Origin of the sequence: Sorangium sp. So ce394, from assembly GCF_051474665.1 — a bacterium.
Classification (GTDB): domain Bacteria; phylum Myxococcota_A; class Polyangia; order Polyangiales; family Polyangiaceae; genus Sorangium; species Sorangium cellulosum_D.
In genome coordinates, this window is sequence record NZ_CP150339.1 from 11,638,908 (window position 1) to 11,654,126 (window position 15,219).

13 protein-coding genes are annotated in these 15,219 nt (G+C 71.7%); 4 read left to right on the plus strand and 9 right to left on the minus strand.

From position 1 onward, the window contains the following. Nucleotides 1–66 precede the first annotated feature (66 nt). Together WMF33_RS43065 and WMF33_RS43070 are read left to right on the plus strand one after the other, a co-directional pair. Nucleotides 67–828, plus strand: a complete 762-nt coding sequence (locus WMF33_RS43065) for an SDR family oxidoreductase (RefSeq protein WP_437334032.1) — start codon at nucleotides 67–69, stop codon at nucleotides 826–828. An 87-nt stretch (nucleotides 829–915) separates the two neighbouring features. Continuing rightward, on the plus strand, nucleotides 916–1,662 hold the full coding sequence (locus tag WMF33_RS43070; RefSeq protein WP_437334033.1) for a class I SAM-dependent methyltransferase: 747 nt from the start codon (nucleotides 916–918) through the stop codon (nucleotides 1,660–1,662). A 28-nt stretch (nucleotides 1,663–1,690) separates the two neighbouring features. Here WMF33_RS43070 and WMF33_RS43075 read toward each other — a convergent pair whose 3' ends face one another. The 3 genes from WMF33_RS43075 to WMF33_RS43085 form a co-directional block, all read right to left on the minus strand. Then, nucleotides 1,691–2,164, minus strand: coding sequence for a hypothetical protein (locus tag WMF33_RS43075; protein ID WP_437334034.1), 474 nt, complete (start codon nucleotides 2,162–2,164; stop codon nucleotides 1,691–1,693). 80 nt (nucleotides 2,165–2,244) lie between these two features. Next, complete coding sequence (locus WMF33_RS43080; RefSeq protein WP_129579746.1) at nucleotides 2,245–2,805, minus strand: NADPH-dependent FMN reductase; 561 nt, start codon at nucleotides 2,803–2,805, stop codon at nucleotides 2,245–2,247. A 231-nt stretch (nucleotides 2,806–3,036) separates the two neighbouring features. Next, on the minus strand, nucleotides 3,037–3,231 hold the full coding sequence (locus WMF33_RS43085; RefSeq protein WP_437334035.1) for a hypothetical protein: 195 nt from the start codon (nucleotides 3,229–3,231) through the stop codon (nucleotides 3,037–3,039). A 217-nt stretch (nucleotides 3,232–3,448) separates the two neighbouring features. Here WMF33_RS43085 and WMF33_RS43090 point away from each other — a divergent pair, with 217 nt between their 5' ends. Beyond that, nucleotides 3,449–3,877, plus strand: coding sequence for a DUF6184 family natural product biosynthesis lipoprotein (locus tag WMF33_RS43090; RefSeq protein WP_129579747.1), 429 nt, complete (start codon nucleotides 3,449–3,451; stop codon nucleotides 3,875–3,877). Nucleotides 3,878–4,040: 163 nt separating this feature from the next. Here WMF33_RS43090 and WMF33_RS43095 read toward each other — a convergent pair whose 3' ends face one another. Beyond that, nucleotides 4,041–4,274 (minus strand): hypothetical protein, encoded by a 234-nt coding sequence (locus tag WMF33_RS43095; RefSeq protein ID WP_437334036.1) that lies wholly within the window; start codon nucleotides 4,272–4,274, stop codon nucleotides 4,041–4,043. A 250-nt stretch (nucleotides 4,275–4,524) separates the two neighbouring features. Continuing rightward, the gene (locus WMF33_RS43100; protein WP_437334037.1) at nucleotides 4,525–7,125 is read right to left on the minus strand and encodes an outer membrane protein assembly factor BamB family protein; all 2,601 of its coding nucleotides are present in this window, start codon (nucleotides 7,123–7,125) and stop codon (nucleotides 4,525–4,527) included. 232 nt (nucleotides 7,126–7,357) lie between these two features. Here WMF33_RS43100 and WMF33_RS43105 point away from each other — a divergent pair, with 232 nt between their 5' ends. Next, nucleotides 7,358–7,627: a hypothetical protein gene (locus WMF33_RS43105; RefSeq protein WP_437334038.1), complete on the plus strand. Its 270-nt coding sequence runs from the start codon at nucleotides 7,358–7,360 to the stop codon at nucleotides 7,625–7,627. Nucleotides 7,628–7,928: 301 nt separating this feature from the next. On the opposite strand, the gene WMF33_RS43110 is transcribed toward WMF33_RS43105, so the two are convergent. The 4 genes from WMF33_RS43110 to WMF33_RS43125 form a co-directional block, all read right to left on the minus strand. Next, a complete protein-coding gene (locus WMF33_RS43110) occupies nucleotides 7,929–8,852 on the minus strand; it encodes a response regulator (RefSeq protein WP_437334039.1) in 924 nt (307 codons plus the stop codon). Next, nucleotides 8,846–11,887, minus strand: a complete 3,042-nt coding sequence (locus tag WMF33_RS43115) for a response regulator (protein WP_437334040.1) — start codon at nucleotides 11,885–11,887, stop codon at nucleotides 8,846–8,848. The genes WMF33_RS43110 and WMF33_RS43115 overlap by 7 nt, the downstream gene beginning before the upstream one ends. Before the next feature lie 206 nt (nucleotides 11,888–12,093). Continuing rightward, nucleotides 12,094–12,954, minus strand: a complete 861-nt coding sequence (locus WMF33_RS43120) for a sugar ABC transporter permease (protein WP_437334041.1) — start codon at nucleotides 12,952–12,954, stop codon at nucleotides 12,094–12,096. After that, nucleotides 12,951–15,215, minus strand: a complete 2,265-nt coding sequence (locus tag WMF33_RS43125) for an extracellular solute-binding protein (protein ID WP_437334042.1) — start codon at nucleotides 15,213–15,215, stop codon at nucleotides 12,951–12,953. Before WMF33_RS43125 ends, WMF33_RS43120 begins: the two co-directional genes overlap by 4 nt. Nucleotides 15,216–15,219 lie beyond the last annotated feature (4 nt).

The window sequence follows — 15,219 nt, forward strand, 5'->3', positions numbered from 1 at the left end:
GGTCACGCGCGGCGCGATCCAGAGGGAGCGCCTGTGAGCGGACCGCCTCGCCAAAGGAGCAATTCCATGACCATGCGACTCGAGGGCAAGGTTTGCATCGTGACGGGCGCGAGCTCGGGGATCGGGCGGGCGACCGCAGTGGCGTTCGCGCGGGAGGGCGCGAAGGTCGTCGTCGCCGGCCGCCGCCCCGCCGAGCTCGAGGCGACGGTGCAGGCCGCTGCCAGGGCAGGCGGGCAGGCGGTCGCGCGCGCCGCGGACGTCACCAAGGAGGATGACGTCCGGGCGCTCGTCGGCTTCGCCATGGAAAGGTTCGGTCGCCTCGATATCGGGTTCAACGCCGCGGGAGGGACCTTCAACGGCGCGCCGACCCACCAGCTCGACGTCGGCGACTTCCGCGCCTGGCTCGATAGCTACCTGGTGAGCGCGTTCCTGTCGACCAAGCACGAGGTCGCCGCGATGCTGCAGTCGGGCGGAGGCAGCGTGATCAACGTGGGCACCTTCGTCGGCCGCACGAAGGCGCTCCCCGGCACGGCGGGGTACGCCGCGGCGAAGACCGGCCTCATCGGCCTCACGCGCACGGTCGCCGCCGAGTACGCGACGCAGGGCATCCGCGCCAACGTGCTCATCTCGGGCGGCGCCGACACACCCATGTTCCGGCTCTGGAACGACACCGACGAGAAGCGCGCCTTCGCGGCCCAGCTCCATGCCATGAAGCGCGTCGCGTCCCCCGACGAGATCGCCAGCGCGGCCGTGTTCCTGGCGAGCGCGGACGCGTCGTTCGTCACCGGGACCGCGCTGGACGTCGAAGGGGGCGTGTCGCTCGGGTAGCTCTCCTGCTCCCCTTCTGCTCACGAGGGCGCCTGGCCCCCTCCGCGCAGCGTTCGTGATACAACGCCAGCGAGAGGACCGAAGGCCATGAGCGCGCTCTACGATCGCATCGGCACGTGCTATTCCGCCACGCGAAGGACGGATCCCCGTATCGAGGCGCTGATCAAGGACGCCCTTGGCGACGCCCGCTCGGTGGTCAACGTCGGCGCGGGCACTGGCGCGTACGAGCCGACCGATCGAGAGGTGCTCGCCGTCGAGCCCTCGGCGACCATGATCGCGCAGCGGCGGCGCGGCTCGGCGCCAGCCCTCCAGGCCAGGGCCGAGAGCCTGCCCCTGCCCGACCAGAGCTTCGACGCCGCCCTGGCCGTCAACACGCTACATCACTGGACCGACCTGCGGGCAGGCCTGCGCGAGCTCCGCAGGGTCGCGCGCAAGCGAATCGTCATCTTCATGCGCGACCCGAGGAGCGGTCGACCTTTCTGGCTGACCGAGGAGTATCTCCCCGCGCTCGACCCGTCACGCAAGTACTCCGCCATCGCCGACGCGATCCGAGAGCAGCTCCCGTCCGTCAAGGCGCTGCCCTTCGCCTTGCCTCGCGATTGCGCCGACGGTTTGTTCGTCGCGTACTGGGGGCGGCCCGAGATGTACCTGGACGGCGAGGTCCGGCGGAACATCTCGAATTTCGCGCTCGCGGAGGAGACTACCGTGGAGGAAGGGCTCGCGCGCTTGAGGGCGGACCTCGCGTCCGGGGAATGGGACCGCAAGCATGGAGAGCTGCGACGGGTGGAGTCGCTCGACCTGGGTCATCGCGTGCTGGTCGCCGAGCTGGCGTGACGCACCACCCGGGCGGAGAGCGCGCCGCTCACCTCGACTCCGACGGGCGCCCGCCGCCCGTCAGCCGTCGTGCCATCCACGAGAGCAGCAGCACGCCCGCGGCGTCGGCCGCGAAGTCGGCGACGGACGAGGTCCGGCGCGGCGACAATCCCTGCGCGAGCTCCTCCAGGCCGGCGCCGGCGAGCACGAGCGCCGGGCCGAGGCGCGGGAACGAAACCCCGCGATGGATCGGGCGCTGGCCGAGCGCCCCGTCGACGCAGACCGCGAGCAGGCCGAAGCCCAGCGCGTGTCCGACGAGGTCGGCGTGCGGGAACGAGGGGTGCGAGGTGGGGAGCAGGCCCAGGTAGGCGCCCGCGGAGGCAGCGGCGACCAGCGCGAGCTGGGCGCAGAGCAGGAGACGAAACTGGCTGATCCGTGCGGCGGTCATGTGCACGGCGTAACGGTGGAGCGCGCGCGGGCAATCCGAGGCGAGCAGGCTCCACGAGAATTCCTCGAGCGCCACGGCTCCGCCACATCGGCTCCACGCCCGCTCGTCGCCGAGGAGGCTCACCCGCCGGCTGGCGCTCCGCGAGCGCGTGTCGCTCACTTGTTGCGGAGGGTCTTCAGCGCGCCGGCCCACGCGAGCAGCTGGTCGAGCAGGGTTCCGACGGACGCCTCGTGGCGGGAGCGGGGCTTGAACACGCTGAAATTTTCGAAGTCGTCGTACAGGGACAGCGTGACCTGCGCGCGCACGTCCGCGACCTGGAGCTCGGCCATCACCAGCCGGAGGTGCTCGACGGCGCGGACGCCCCCCGCGCTGCCGTAGCTCACGAAGCCGGCCGCCTTGTTGTTCCACTCCTTGTACAGGTAATCGATCGCGTTCTTGAGCGCGCCCGAGGTGCCGTGGTTGTACTCCGGCGTGACGAACACGAAGGCGTCGAACGCGTCGATCTTCGCCGCCCACGCCTTGGTGTGCGGCTTTGTGTACTGTCCCATCGACGGCGGCGCTGGCTCGTCGAGCAGCGGTAGATCGAAATCCTTGATATCGACGAGCTCGTAATCGGCGCCGCCCTTCTTCGTCGCCACGCCGTGCACCCACTTCGCGACGGCCTCGCCGTTCCGGCCCGGCCGCGTGCTCCCGAGGATGATCGCCACCTTCAGCATGTCTCCGCTCCTGTCAATGGCCCCTCTCCGGTCGCCCCGGCGGGCGGCGTGATGCTCATTCCCACGACACCCCGGCGGAGAGAAGGGACCTTCGACGTTACTGCCAGATCGACGCTGCCACCAGCCAGGTCTCACGCGTTCGCGCGAATGCACGGCCGGTAGCTCCCACGCGTCGCGCAGGCCGGCCGGAGCGTGGCCGCCGCAGCAGCGGCGCTGGCGAGCTCGAGCGCGTCACGGCGTGCTCGGCGATGAAACGGCAGCCTCGGCGCTACGGGCGAGCGCCATATGCTCGATGATCAGGCCGAGCGCTGAGCGCAGCGCGAGCACAGCGAGCGGCCAGGTTGGCAAGCGCGGAAAATGCAGGAAGCCCCGGCAAGTGCCGGCCGCCTGCTGCGAGCGCGCACGCGGCGTCGCAATCTGCCACACGCGTGCGCCTGGCGCAGGGCCGCGCGCCGCAGCGGACACGCGCGATCCTCGGCGCAGAGCGCCTCCGAGCGCCCGCGGACGCGACGGAGGGCGACTGGCACGGACGGTGCTTGAGCGGGTTGTACATGATAGCGAGCCCGCGGCGCATAACCGCGAAGCGGGCTACGCGTGAGGCCGCCATCCGACATTCTGGCGAGCTGCGAGAGAGGAAACAACGATGCAAAAGTGTCTCTGGGTTTCTTTGGCGACGACGATAGTCCTGGTCGGAGCCGCAGGCTGTGACGACGCCGCGGACACGGTGAACGACGTGCTGCCCGGCGAGGAGTCGCGCGAGGCGCGCATCACCCAGATCGCCGAGGCGGCGTGCGACCGGTACGCCGACACCGAGGCGGGCTGCCCTGGTTACGGTACCGGGGACGACCAGACCTATGAAACGGAAGAGGACTGCCAGCGCGACTTCGAGGACCGCGCGGCCGAGCTCTGGCCCGCAAGCGAGTGCGGCTCGGGACAGATCAACGATAGCCGCTACGACGTCTGCGAGGAGCGCGCCAAGGCGGTCGCGTGCTCCCAGGGCGTCTTCGACGCGATCGCCGCGCTGGACGAGTGCAGCGCCGAGAGCGTGTGCACGGATCCCGCGGACAAGTGACCCCTCTCGGCGGGCTGCTGGACGGGCAGCCCGCCGAGTAGGTCCCCGAACGGGTTGAAGCCCCGAGAAGATGAACCACAGCGGCACAGAGGAACAACAAAATATCTCTGTGCCCTCTGTGCCTTTGTGGCTCAGTCTCGAGCGTTTCGCGCTGATCGGCGACCTAGGGTCGCGCGTTCGCTCGTCGTGCCCGGGCCACGGCTGCGCCGATCGCCGCGCCGATCGCCGCACCGAGCAGCAAGCCTAGCCGGCCTGTCGCCTCGTAGCCCCGAAGCCGCTGGAACTCGAACCCGCTCGCGAAGTTGCCCCCGAAGAGCGCCCCCAGGAGCAGCCCCAGGGGCGCCCCCGCCGCGGCCCCGGCCGTGGCGCCGACCACCAGCCGAACGACATCCCTCATGGCGGCGAGCCTAGCCGCATTTCCGCGGCGGCCAAAGCCGGAACTGGCTGCCGGCAGCGCCCCGCCGACGCGCTACCTCGCCCGCAGCGCCATGTCCGGGGGGCACCCGCTCCGAGTCGCTTTCGACGACCTCCGCTCACACCTCGAGGCGCAAAAAAACTCCTTGGCCGCGACGCAGGGAGAGGTCGGCGAGGTCCGGCGGCGCCACGCGCGGCGCGGTCACGGGAGCCCGGAGCCGCGGCGAGCCTCCTCAGGGATTCAACGTGGCGACGAAGGTCTCGAAACGCGCCGTGGAGGGGCCCGGGCCGGTGTCCATCGACGGGTAGATGTAACCGGCGAATGCAAACGTGCCATTCGGAGCGATGGTCATGTCCGCCCCGCCGCCTCGATACCCCGTGGGGACGTCGACGTAGGCGGACCAGAGCGTGGTCCCGCTGTCGTCGAGCTTGGTAACCGCCAAGCCCCCGGTGAGGAACATTCCACCAGCAGGATCCAGGATGATACCCCCGGGGTAGGGAATCGTGCTGGAGGTGATGACCTCCCCTGCGGCGTCCAGCTTGACCAGCACGGCGAACGACTCGTCGCCAGCTCCTGGCGCGCCACCGCCGAAGTCGACGGTGCCGTCCGTGTAGCCCGTCACCAGGACCTCGCCCGCGGCGTTGACGGCCACCGAGGTGGCCGACGCCCTGGGGTCCACGTGCGCCTCGGAGCGGAACTGCCGTTGCCAGAGCAGAGCACCTGTCGTCGACAGCTTGATGACGTTGAAATCCGCACCGGGGGAGTAGATATAATCCTGGTCCGGGCTCGCCACGAGCACGTTGCCGTCGCTGTCGACCGCGATACCTCCAAACCCGCTCGAGGATCCTGGACTCTCGGATCCTGGCAGAGACTCATCCCAGAGGACGCCCTCACCTCCGGCGCTCACCTTTGCCACATAGTAGGACACAGAATCCAAGCCACCAGTCACGTGGAGGACGAACACATTGCCGACGCCATCGACGGCCATCTCCATCACGCCCCCGAAGTCGATCGCAGGACGCGGGAAGCCATTGCTCCAGATGTGGTTGCCCTCGGGGTCGAATTTGACCAAAAAGAGCGCGTTGGCAGAATAATCGGCGGGCGGGATGGGACCCCCACCAAAATCTGGGCTTTCATAAAAAAACGGCCCCTCCCCATCATAGGTTCCGGCAAAGTAGATGTTTCCGCTTCCGTCGACGGCCAGGCTGGGGGCCCACTCGTCGTGCTCGGACCCGAAGCGCCTGCTCCAGATGGGCGAGCCGGAGGGGTCGATTTTGAGGAGGAAGACGTCGAGTTCTCCTGCGCTGGTGAGAGGGCCGGCGCCGAAGTCCACCGTCCCGTTGAAGACGCCGGAGACGTAGTAGTTGCCCCACGCGTCGCTCACGATGGACGTGGCGCCCTGCTCGCCGGGGCCGCCGTATGCCCGCGCCCACGGCGGGAGGCGGGGGCACTGGGGATCGCCGTCGCAGTCCTCGTCCACCGGGCTGGCGCAGATCTCTGCGGCCGGCGCCACCGCACCTGTACACGGGCCATAGCCGAGCCCATCGGGGCGACACGTCTGCGTCCCGGTGGTGCACGGCCCGATGCCCACGGTCCCGGCGGGGCCCGTGTAGCAGGTGAGCACCGTGCCCGGCACGCATGTGCCTGGCGTGCCGCCGCCCTCGCCGCCGCTGCCGCCGCTCCCTCCGCCGCCCTCGCCCCCGCTCCCCCCGCCGCCCTCGCCGCCGTCGTCCACGGGATTGAACGTGGCGACGAAGATGTCGCTGCCCGCCGCGTACGCGATCGGACCCGTCCCGAAGTCCACCGGCGCGAGCACGCGCCCGGTGGCTGCAATCGTGCCATTCGGAGCAACGGCGATGTCCTCGAAGATCGCATCGACGTCGATCGACCACGTCTCCGTCCCGCTCGCGTCAAGCCCGGCCAGGTCCCCCCCGGCGATGACCATGCCGCCGGCTGGGTCCAGGGCGATCTTGCCGCCGGAGCGGACCGGGCGGCTGAAGAGATGCTGGCCTTCAGGATCCAGCTTCACGAGCATGGGCCCACGAGGGAGCACGCCGCCGCCGAAATCGAGGGTTCCGTCCGTGAAGCCCGTCACGAAGATCTCGTCCGCCGCGTTGACCGCCACCGAGGAGACCGATTTCTCGGCGGACTCGTCGGGCGAGTTTTGCACGAGCGATCGCTGCCACAACTCAAAACCATCAGGATCAACCTTGAAGACGCTGAGGTGATACGGAGGAGGAAGACTGGTCGAGTCTATCGCACACACCACAACCGCGTTTCCTGCGCTATCGATCGCGAGATCTGCTCCCGCGATATCGATGCTGCGCGGCGCAGCCCAAGTTGTCCACGTGGGGGTTCCGGCGATCAACCTCGAGAGAAACACGTCACCGGCCGCAAAAAGCACGTACCCATTTCCGTCGCCATCGACGGCAGCTCGCTTGATCTTCCGGCCGCTCGCCGGATCCTGAATTCCTCTGCTCCGGATGTGATTGCCCTCGGGGTCGAGCTTGGCCGCGAAGAGCGCGGCCCGTTCGGTGGGCAGGAGCGGACCCCCGCCAAAATCGGGGCCCGGCACGGAAGCGTGGGCTGGACCATCATTATAGGTTCCGACAAGGAAGATGTTTCCGCCCTCGTCGAGGGCCACGGTGGCGCTCTCATCGTCGTACTCGGCACCGAAGCGCCTGCTCCAGATCACCGAGCCGGAGGGGTCGAGCTTGAGGACGAAGACGTCGGATCCCCCTGCGCTGGTGAGAGGGCCGGCGCCGAAGTCCACCGTCCCCTCGAAGGCGCCGGAGACGTAGTAGTTGCCCGACGCGTCGCTCACGATGGACACGCCGCTGTCGTCGCCGGGGCCGCCGTATCCTCGCGCCCACGGCGGCTGGCGGGGGCACCGAGGCTCGCCGTCGCAATTCTCGTCCACCGGCGTGGCGCAGATCTCTGCGGCCGGCGCCACCGCACCGTCACACGGGCCGTAGCCGAGCCCATCGGAGCGACACGTCTGCGTCCCGGTGGTGCACGGCCCGATGCCGACGGTCCCGGTGGCGCCCGTGTAGCAGGTGAGCACCGTGCCCGGCACGCACGTGCCTGGCGTGCCGCCGCTGCCCCCGGCGCCGCTGCTGGCCGCGCCGCGGCCGCCCTCGCCGCCGCCGCTGCCGCTGCCCCCGGCGCCGCTGCCCTCGCCGCCGCTGCCCCCGGCGCCGCCGCTGCCCCCGCCGCCGCCGCTGCCCCCGGCGCCGCTGCCGCCCTCGCCGCGGCCGCCCTCGCCGCGGCCGCCCTCGCCGCCGCTGCTGCTGGCCAGCCCGCCGCCCCCGTCGCCGCCGCTGCCGCCGCCGTGAGCGCTGGTCGTGGCACCGCTGTCCGCTCCGCCGCCGCCATCACCATCCGTGCCCCCGCGCACGACGAGATCGCACGCCGTGGAGACGAGGACAGCTGCAATGGCCAAGGCGGCCGTTCCACCCCGGCTTGCCCGAGTGCGCGCTCGAGCCATCGACTCGTCGTCTCTGGTCATGGCGGCTTCGTTGCCCGGCGTGGCCGGGATATTCACGTTCCGCGACGGGCCCCGAGCAGAGCCGAGGCGATGGGGCAATGGCTGGACAGATTGCGTCGGCGCTCGAAGCCCACCCGACCGAGGCCGCCTCAGCCGCCAGGGTCGCTCGGCTCGTGATCGGACTCCGGCGAGCGACACCGCATGATCATGTGGATCTCGTTGCCCTTCTCGTTGTGCCACACCTCGTCCATGAAGGTGCGGATCAGCATCAGTCCGCGGCCGCTCGGCTTGTCCAGGTTGGCGAGGTCGGTCGGGTCGGGCAGGTCGCGCGGGTCGAAGCCGGGGCCCTCGTCGCGCACCACGTAGGTCGCCTCGGTCCGCGTCTCCCGCGCCACCACGACCACCCGGCGGTCCCGGTAGGGGCTCTCGGTCCGGCGCCGCTCGACGAGCGCCGAGAACGCGCTCGGATCCTCGTCGAGCAGCGACGAGCTCACCTCGAGGTTGCCGTGCACGATCGCGTTCACCAGCGCCTCGCGCAGCGCCACCGCGACCTGGATCCGGCCCGTCTCGTCGCACAGCCGCATCCGGCCCAGGCTCTGCTCGATGTGACCCACCAGCGCGGGCACCTTCGCCACGTCGTTGTCGAGCTCGAAATGGGACTCGGTCGCCGTCAGGCACGCGAGCAGCTGCTGCTCCCGCCGATCGAGCCGCGCCACCGCGAGGACGTTCTCGACCGTGCTCACGAGCTCCGCCGCGAGGCTCCGCTTCGCGACGTAGCTCGCGGCGCCGCGCCGGAGCGCCTGCACCGCGATCTCCTCGCTGCCGTGCGCCGTCATCAGGATCACCGGCAGGTACGGGTGCTCGCGGCGGATCGCCTCGACCAGCTCCAGGCCGTCCATCTCCGGCATCTGGAGATCGGTCAGCACGATCTCGGGCATCGCCTTCGCGATCGTCTGGAGCGCCTCGACGCCGTTCTCGGCGTACATCGGCTCCATGCCGGCGCGCTTCTTGAGCAGGCTCCCGGAGAGGCGCCGATCCAACGGGGAGTCGTCCACCACGAGCACCCTCACCATCGCGTCACCTCGTTATCAGAGCGCCGCTCGCCCTGCACCGGCGGCGCGGCGTCCACAAGCGGCGCGGCGTCCGCCGGCGAGCCCTCGCGCACGAACGCGGCGAGCTCGGGGATCAGGCGATCGATCTGCGCCCGCAGCGCGAACTGCGCCTCGGGCAGGCTGCCGAGCTCGTTCGACCGCGCCATCTTCTCCAGCGCGAAGGCCGCCTCGAACGCGCCCCGGGCGCCGAAGCTGTCGACCCCGCCCTTCAGGCTGTGCGCGGCCCGCTGCAGCTTGCGGGCGTCGCCGGCGGTCACCGCCTCGTCGATGTCGGCCATCCACCGCGGGCACTCCTCCAGGAAGACCTCGGCGAGCTCGCGCAGGAGGTCGGCGTCGCCGCCCGTCCGCTCAAGCGCCCTGGTGCGGTCGAACATCGGCCGGCTCGCGATCGACGAGGGCGTGCCCTGCGGCCGCTCGTCCGACGATCGGGTGCTCGGCGGCCCGTTGTCGAGCGGCGACGAGGGCACCGACGGGTACGAGTTCGGCGCGCCGAGCGACAGGCGCGCCGGGTCCTCGATCTCCAGCGAGGAGGGCCCGGCGGCGAGCCGGTCGATCATGTCGTAGAGCTCCTCGACCTGGACCGGCTTCGACACGTAGCCGTCGAAGCCCGCCCGGAGGCAGCGCTCGCGGTCGCCCTTCATCGCGTACGCGGTCACGACGATGAGCGGCATGTGCCCGCCCTCGCGCCGCTCGCGCGCGCGGACCGCCCGCGCGGCCTGGAGGCCGTCCATCTCGGGCATCTCCACGTCGAGCAGGGCCACGTCGTACTGGCCGGTCGCGATCTTCTCGACGGCGAGCCGGCCGTTCTCGACGATGTGCACGTGGTGGCCCTGCCGCTCCAGCCAGCGGCGCATCAGCTTCTGGTTGATCGCGTTGTCCTCGGCCACGAGGACCCGCAGGCCGCGGGCGCGCGGCCCGGGCACGGCGCGGCGCACGTCGGCCGACCGGAGCGCGCTCCGCGTCGGGATGCCGAAGGCGTGGAACACGGCCTCCTGGAGGTGCGATGTCTTCACGGGCTTCGTGACCATCGCGAAGACGCCGAGATCGCGGCAGCGCGCGGCGTCCGCCTGCGCCGAGGTGGAGCTGAGCATCATGATGGTGCGCCCCTTCAGGATCTCGCGCCGCCGGCAGTGCTCGACCACGGCGAAGCCGTCGACCTTCGGCATGCGGGCGTCGACGATGGCGAGGCCGAACGAGGAGGTCGGCCCGACCGCGTTGCCCCCCGGCTTGCCCCAGGGCAGCGCCCACGTGCCCGAGTCCTCCGAGAGCGCCGCGATCGCCGCCGCCCCCGAGTCGACCGGGACCGCCTTCATCCCCCAGCCCTCGATGGTCTCGGCGAGGATGCGCCGCGCGGTCGCGTTGTCGTCGGCGATGAGCACCCGCGTGCCGAGCAGGTCCCGCGGCATCTCCAGGCGGCGCGACCGGGCGGCGCCCTCGAGCGCCCGGAGCTGGAGGGTGAAGTGGAACGTGCTGCCCTTGCCGAGCTCGCTCTCGATCCAGATCTTGCCGCCCATCATCTCGACGAGGCGGGCGCAGATGGTGAGGCCGAGCCCCGTGCCGCCGTACTTGCGGGTGGTCGAGCCGTCCGCCTGCGCGAACGCGTCGAAGACGAGCTGCTGCTTGTCGGGGGCGATCCCGATGCCGGTGTCGATCACGCGCACGTGGAGCACCACGAGGTCGCCGAGCGCCTCGCCCGCGTAGAGGCTGGGCGCGCTCTGGCGGTCCGCGCTGGCCTCCTCCTCGGGCGTGAGGGGCGCGCGCGCGTCGACCCCGGCGCGAACGACGATCTCGCCGGCGTCGGTGAACTTCACCGCGTTGCTGACGAGGTTCACGAGGACCTGGCGCAGGCGCAGCGGGTCGCCGACGAGCGCCTCCGGCACGTCGGGGCCCACGTCGTAGGCGAGCTCGAGCCGCTTCTCGTGCGCGCGGAGCGCCAGCGTCTTCACGGCGTCGCCGATGATCTCGCTCGGGTCGAAGACGACGGGCTCCATCTCGAGCTTGCCGGCCTCGATCTTCGAGAAGTCGAGGACGTCGTTGATGATGGCGAGGAGCGCGTCGGCCGAGATCTTGACCATCTCGAGGTACTCGCGCTGCTCCTGGGTGAGCTCGGTCTGGAGCGCGAGCGATGTCATGCCGATGATGCCGTTCATCGGGGTGCGGATCTCGTGGCTCACGCTGGCGAGGAACTCGCTCTTGGCGCGGCTCGCCGCCTCGGCGGCCTCCTTGGCCTGCTGGAGCTCGGCCTCGACCGCCTGGCGCTGCATGAGCAGGGCGCGCAGGCTCGCCGAGTGCTCGCGCTCGTTCTCGAGCGAGGCCGCGCCCATGGCGTCCGCGCGCCGCTTCGCGATGCTCGCCATCACCGCCATGGCGGGCGTGGTGACGGCGAAGACGACGACGCGGAGCAGGTTGTCTTCCTTGTACGAGAACGGCACGCCGTCCTCGGAGAAGTAGAGCGCGAAGTAGACGCACGAGATGAGCGCGGTGACGATGCCGCTCCACAGGCCGCCGCTGAACGCCGCGAAGACGATGATCATCGAGAGGATCGCCGGCGGGTTCGGGATGGTCCAGTCGAAGGCGGCCTCGAGCGTGGCGACCGCGCCGATGACGAGCAGCGCGAGCAGGGGCCCGAGCAGCGGCAGGAGCCAGAGCTTCTCCCACGAGGTCCGGCTGTGGCGCCGCTGCGGCACGGCCCCGGCCGGCAGGAAGGTGCCGCGGCCGTCGGGGTCGCCGACGAGCGAGAGGCGGGGGTCGCCGGCCAGGGAGGGGCGCGGCTCGCCGCCGAGCGACGGCCGGGCCTCGCCGACCAGGGACAGCCGCGCCTCGCCGCCGAGCGACGGGCGGGCCTCGCCGCCGAGCGACGGGCGGGCCTCGCCGCTCAGCGAGGGACGGCCGTCGCCGCCGAGCGAAGGCCGGCCGTCGCCGCCCAGCGGCGGACGGGGCTCCGGGTGGGCGGTCCCCGGCGCGGCGGCAGGCGGGGGATCCTCGGCCTTCGGCATGGCTTTATGGAGATAGCGGGGTCGCGATCGGGCGTCCATGGCCGCGAGGTGGGGTCAGGCGGACGGTTGCCGCCGGGGCGGCCGGGGGGGCGGGCCGGGGGTGCCGTACGCCCCCGCGCGCCGCGCCGCGCGTCGCGCCACCGAGCAGCGCGGCCGCGCCGGCAGCCCGCGCTGCACCTCTTGGGCCGGGTCGCGCGCAGGTCCGCTCACCCCTTCACGCCGCCCGTCGTCAACCCCGCCACGAGGTGCCGCTGCACCAGGTAGAACGCCGCCATGACCGGCAGCGACACGAGCAGCGCCCCCGCCGCGAACCGCTCCCACTGCGCGTCGTGCTCGCCGATGTACCGCTGCAGCACCACCGGCAGCGTGAACATCTCCTCCTTGGAGAGCAGCGTCGCCGCGAGGATGAACTCGTTGTAGGCCGTCATGATCGCGAACAGCGCCGTCACCGCGATCGCCGGCCGCGCCGCCGGGAGCACCACCCGGACGAAGGCCTCGAAGCGCGTCGCCCCGTCGACCATCGCCGCCTCCTCCAGGTCGACCGGGATCGCCTCGAACGCCGCGCGGAGCTGGAAGATCGAGAACGGCACCGCGGTCGACGCGTAGCAGAGCACGAGCCCCGTCCGCGAGTTGAGCAGGCCCAGCGCGTCGAGCAGGAGATACAGCGGGATCGCGCTCGCCACCGTCGGGAACATCTGCGTCGCGAGCAGCGCCCGCAGGCCGCGGCGCTTGCCGACGAACTCGAAGCGCGCGAGCGCGTACGCCGCCGGGATCGCGATCGTGACCCCGACGGCCGCGGTCGCGAGCGCCACGGCGACCGAGTTGGCGAGCTGACGGGGGAACAGCCAGATCGTCTCGCCCCCGACCTTCTGCGACGTGGTGACCACCGCCTCGAGGTGCTCGAGCGTCGGCTGGTTCGGGATCGGCAGCACCTCCGGCACCGGCGGGCGCGCCCCCGAGAAGGCGATCGAGACGACCCAGAGCACCGGGTACAGCGCGAACGCGACCGCCGCGAGCAGCGCGACGTGCACCGCGATCGACTCGGCCGGAGAAGGCCGCCGCGTCATACGCCCTCCGTCGCCGCCACCGGCGCGGGCGCCGACCCGTCCGCCGCCCCGCCGCCCTGCGGGATGAACGACCCGGGCGTCCGCCGCCGCCACCGCCAATCCCGCGTCGCCAGCGTGAGCAGCAGGAAGATCAGCACCGAGTACGCCGCGGCGTAGCCGTACTGCGCCTCGCGGGTGAACGCCCACCGGTACGCCTCGGAGACGAGGATGTCCGTGGTGCCGTCCGGATCGCCGCCGGACACGAGGAACACCACGTTGAACATGTTGAACGTCCAGATCGCGCCCAGCGTCACCGCCGGCGCGAGCACCGGTCGAATCAGCGGCAGCGTGATCATCCGGAGGCGCTGCCAGCGCGAGGCGCCGTCGACCTCGGCCGCCTCGAGCACCTCGCCGGGCACGGCGGTGAGCGCGCCGAGGGTGACCACCATCATGAACGGGAAGCCGAGCCAGACGTTGGTCGTCACGTTGGCCGTGAACGCGGTGGTGAAGCTCGAGAACCAGGCGATCGGCTCGATGCTCGTCCCGAAGGCGGCGTTCACCGCCTCGATGAGGCCGGTCACGGCCCCGTACTGCCGGTGGAACATGCCCTTCCAGGACAGCGCGGTCACGTAGCTCGGCACCGCCCAGGGCACGATGAGGAGCACCCGGTAGAGCGCGCGGAGGCGCAGCGTCGGGCGGTGCAGGAGCAGCGCCAGCGAGACGCCGAGGACGAGGTGGGAGACGACGTTCACCGCCGTCCAGAGCACGGTCACCGCGAGCACCAGGTAGAACGAGCCGCTCGAGAAGAGCGGCTCGCCGCGCGCCGTGAGGATGCTGATGAAGTTGGCGAGGCCGACGTACCGGAGGCTCTCGCCGCTGCCGGCGAAGAGCGACGTCGCCGCGCCGATGACGAGCGGCACGATCACGAGCACGCCGATCGCGACGACGGCGTGCGCGACGTACTTATAGGCCGGGAGCGAGCGTCGAAGGGATCGCCGGAGCGCGGGGCCCTGGACCGCGCCCTTCGCGGCGGAGACCCACCGGAGGACGAGGACGAGCGCGAGCGCGCCGAGCCCGACGAGGAGCGGCGCCGGCGAGGCGGGCGGGGGCAGCGGCCGGCGCACGTCGTCGAAGCGGTGCTTCGCCTCGGCGAGGGCGACGTCCGGCGGCGCGTCGCCCCGCAGCACCTTGCGGATCGCGCGCGCGGCCGGCTCCCAGGTCGAGCGCATCGCCGGCGACGTCGGCATCGGGATGGCCACCTTGGCCTGCTCGGTGAAGGCCGCGATGAAGGCGTCGTCGGCCGGGACGGCCACGTCGGTCCGCACCGGCGGCGTGCGCGCGATCTCGATCCGCGCGGCCGCGGCCGCGGCCCCGGCGATGTGGCGCGCGAGCGCCCGCGCCTCGGCCCGCTGCGCGCCCTGGGGCGAGAGCATGACCGCCTCGACGGTCATGAACGGCCGCATCGGCTGGCCGGTCTCGCGCACCTTCGGGAGCGGCACGACGCGCGCGCGCCGCTTCGCCTCGTCCTTGAGGCCGCCCACGAACCACGGCCCGCTGATCACGAACGCCGCGCGGCCCGCGTTGAACAGGTCGGTCACCAGCGCGCCGTTCGCGTCCTCCGGCACGATCCGCCGCGCGATCAGCGAGCGGACGAGCTCGAGCGAGCGCTCGGGCCCCGGGCCGAAGAAGCCGAACTGGTCGCGCTCGTCGAGCATCGCGCCGCCGAACGCGGCGAGGATCGGCATGTGCGCGTAGGCGTTCGACGCCTCGTACGCGAGCGGATACGCGCCCTGCGGCAGCGCGCCGGCGAGCGCCGCGATGTCCTCGAGGTAGGCCGGGGCCTCCTGGACGAGCGCGGTGTTCATGTAGAGCGCCATGCACTTCTGGCTGATCGGCAGCCCGAAGATCTCGCCGCCCAGCCGGACGGCCGCGAGCGCCGGCCCCTGGAACACCGCCTCGCCGCCCGGCTCGAGCGCGTCGCCCACGGGCGCGACGATCTTGCGCGCGCGGTAGTCGCCGAGCCGCTCGTGGGCGTCGATGAACAGGTCGGGCCCCTCGCCCATCGGGACCGCCGCCTGGAGCTTCGGGGCGTAGGCGTCGAACGGGACGGCGAGGAGCTCGACCTCCGCCCCCTGGAAGGCCGCCACGATGGCGCCGAGCGCCCTGGCCTCGTCGTCGCGGTAGGCGTGCCAGAGCCGGAGCGGCGCCGCGACCGCGAGCCCGGGCAGGAGCAGGACCAGGGCGAGCGCGGCGAGCGCGGGCGCGGGGCGGCGGCTCGGCATGGCG

What these genes read in the sequence shown, in the direction of transcription:
- WMF33_RS43065 (WP_437334032.1), top strand. Translation starts at nt 67, where the DNA reads ATGACCATGCGACTCGAGGGCAAGGTTTGCATCGTGACGGGCGCGAGC.
- WMF33_RS43070 (WP_437334033.1), top strand. Translation starts at nt 916, where the DNA reads ATGAGCGCGCTCTACGATCGCATCGGCACGTGCTATTCCGCCACGCGA.
- WMF33_RS43080 (WP_129579746.1), bottom strand. Translation starts at nt 2,805, where the DNA reads ATGCTGAAGGTGGCGATCATCCTCGGGAGCACGCGGCCGGGCCGGAAC.
- WMF33_RS43090 (WP_129579747.1), top strand. Translation starts at nt 3,449, where the DNA reads ATGCAAAAGTGTCTCTGGGTTTCTTTGGCGACGACGATAGTCCTGGTC.
- WMF33_RS43095 (WP_437334036.1), bottom strand. Translation starts at nt 4,274, where the DNA reads ATGAGGGATGTCGTTCGGCTGGTGGTCGGCGCCACGGCCGGGGCCGCG.
- WMF33_RS43110 (WP_437334039.1), bottom strand. Translation starts at nt 8,852, where the DNA reads ATGGTGAGGGTGCTCGTGGTGGACGACTCCCCGTTGGATCGGCGCCTC.
- WMF33_RS43115 (WP_437334040.1), bottom strand. Translation starts at nt 11,887, where the DNA reads ATGCCGAAGGCCGAGGATCCCCCGCCTGCCGCCGCGCCGGGGACCGCC.
- WMF33_RS43120 (WP_437334041.1), bottom strand. Translation starts at nt 12,954, where the DNA reads ATGACGCGGCGGCCTTCTCCGGCCGAGTCGATCGCGGTGCACGTCGCG.
- WMF33_RS43125 (WP_437334042.1), bottom strand. Translation starts at nt 15,215, where the DNA reads ATGCCGAGCCGCCGCCCCGCGCCCGCGCTCGCCGCGCTCGCCCTGGTC.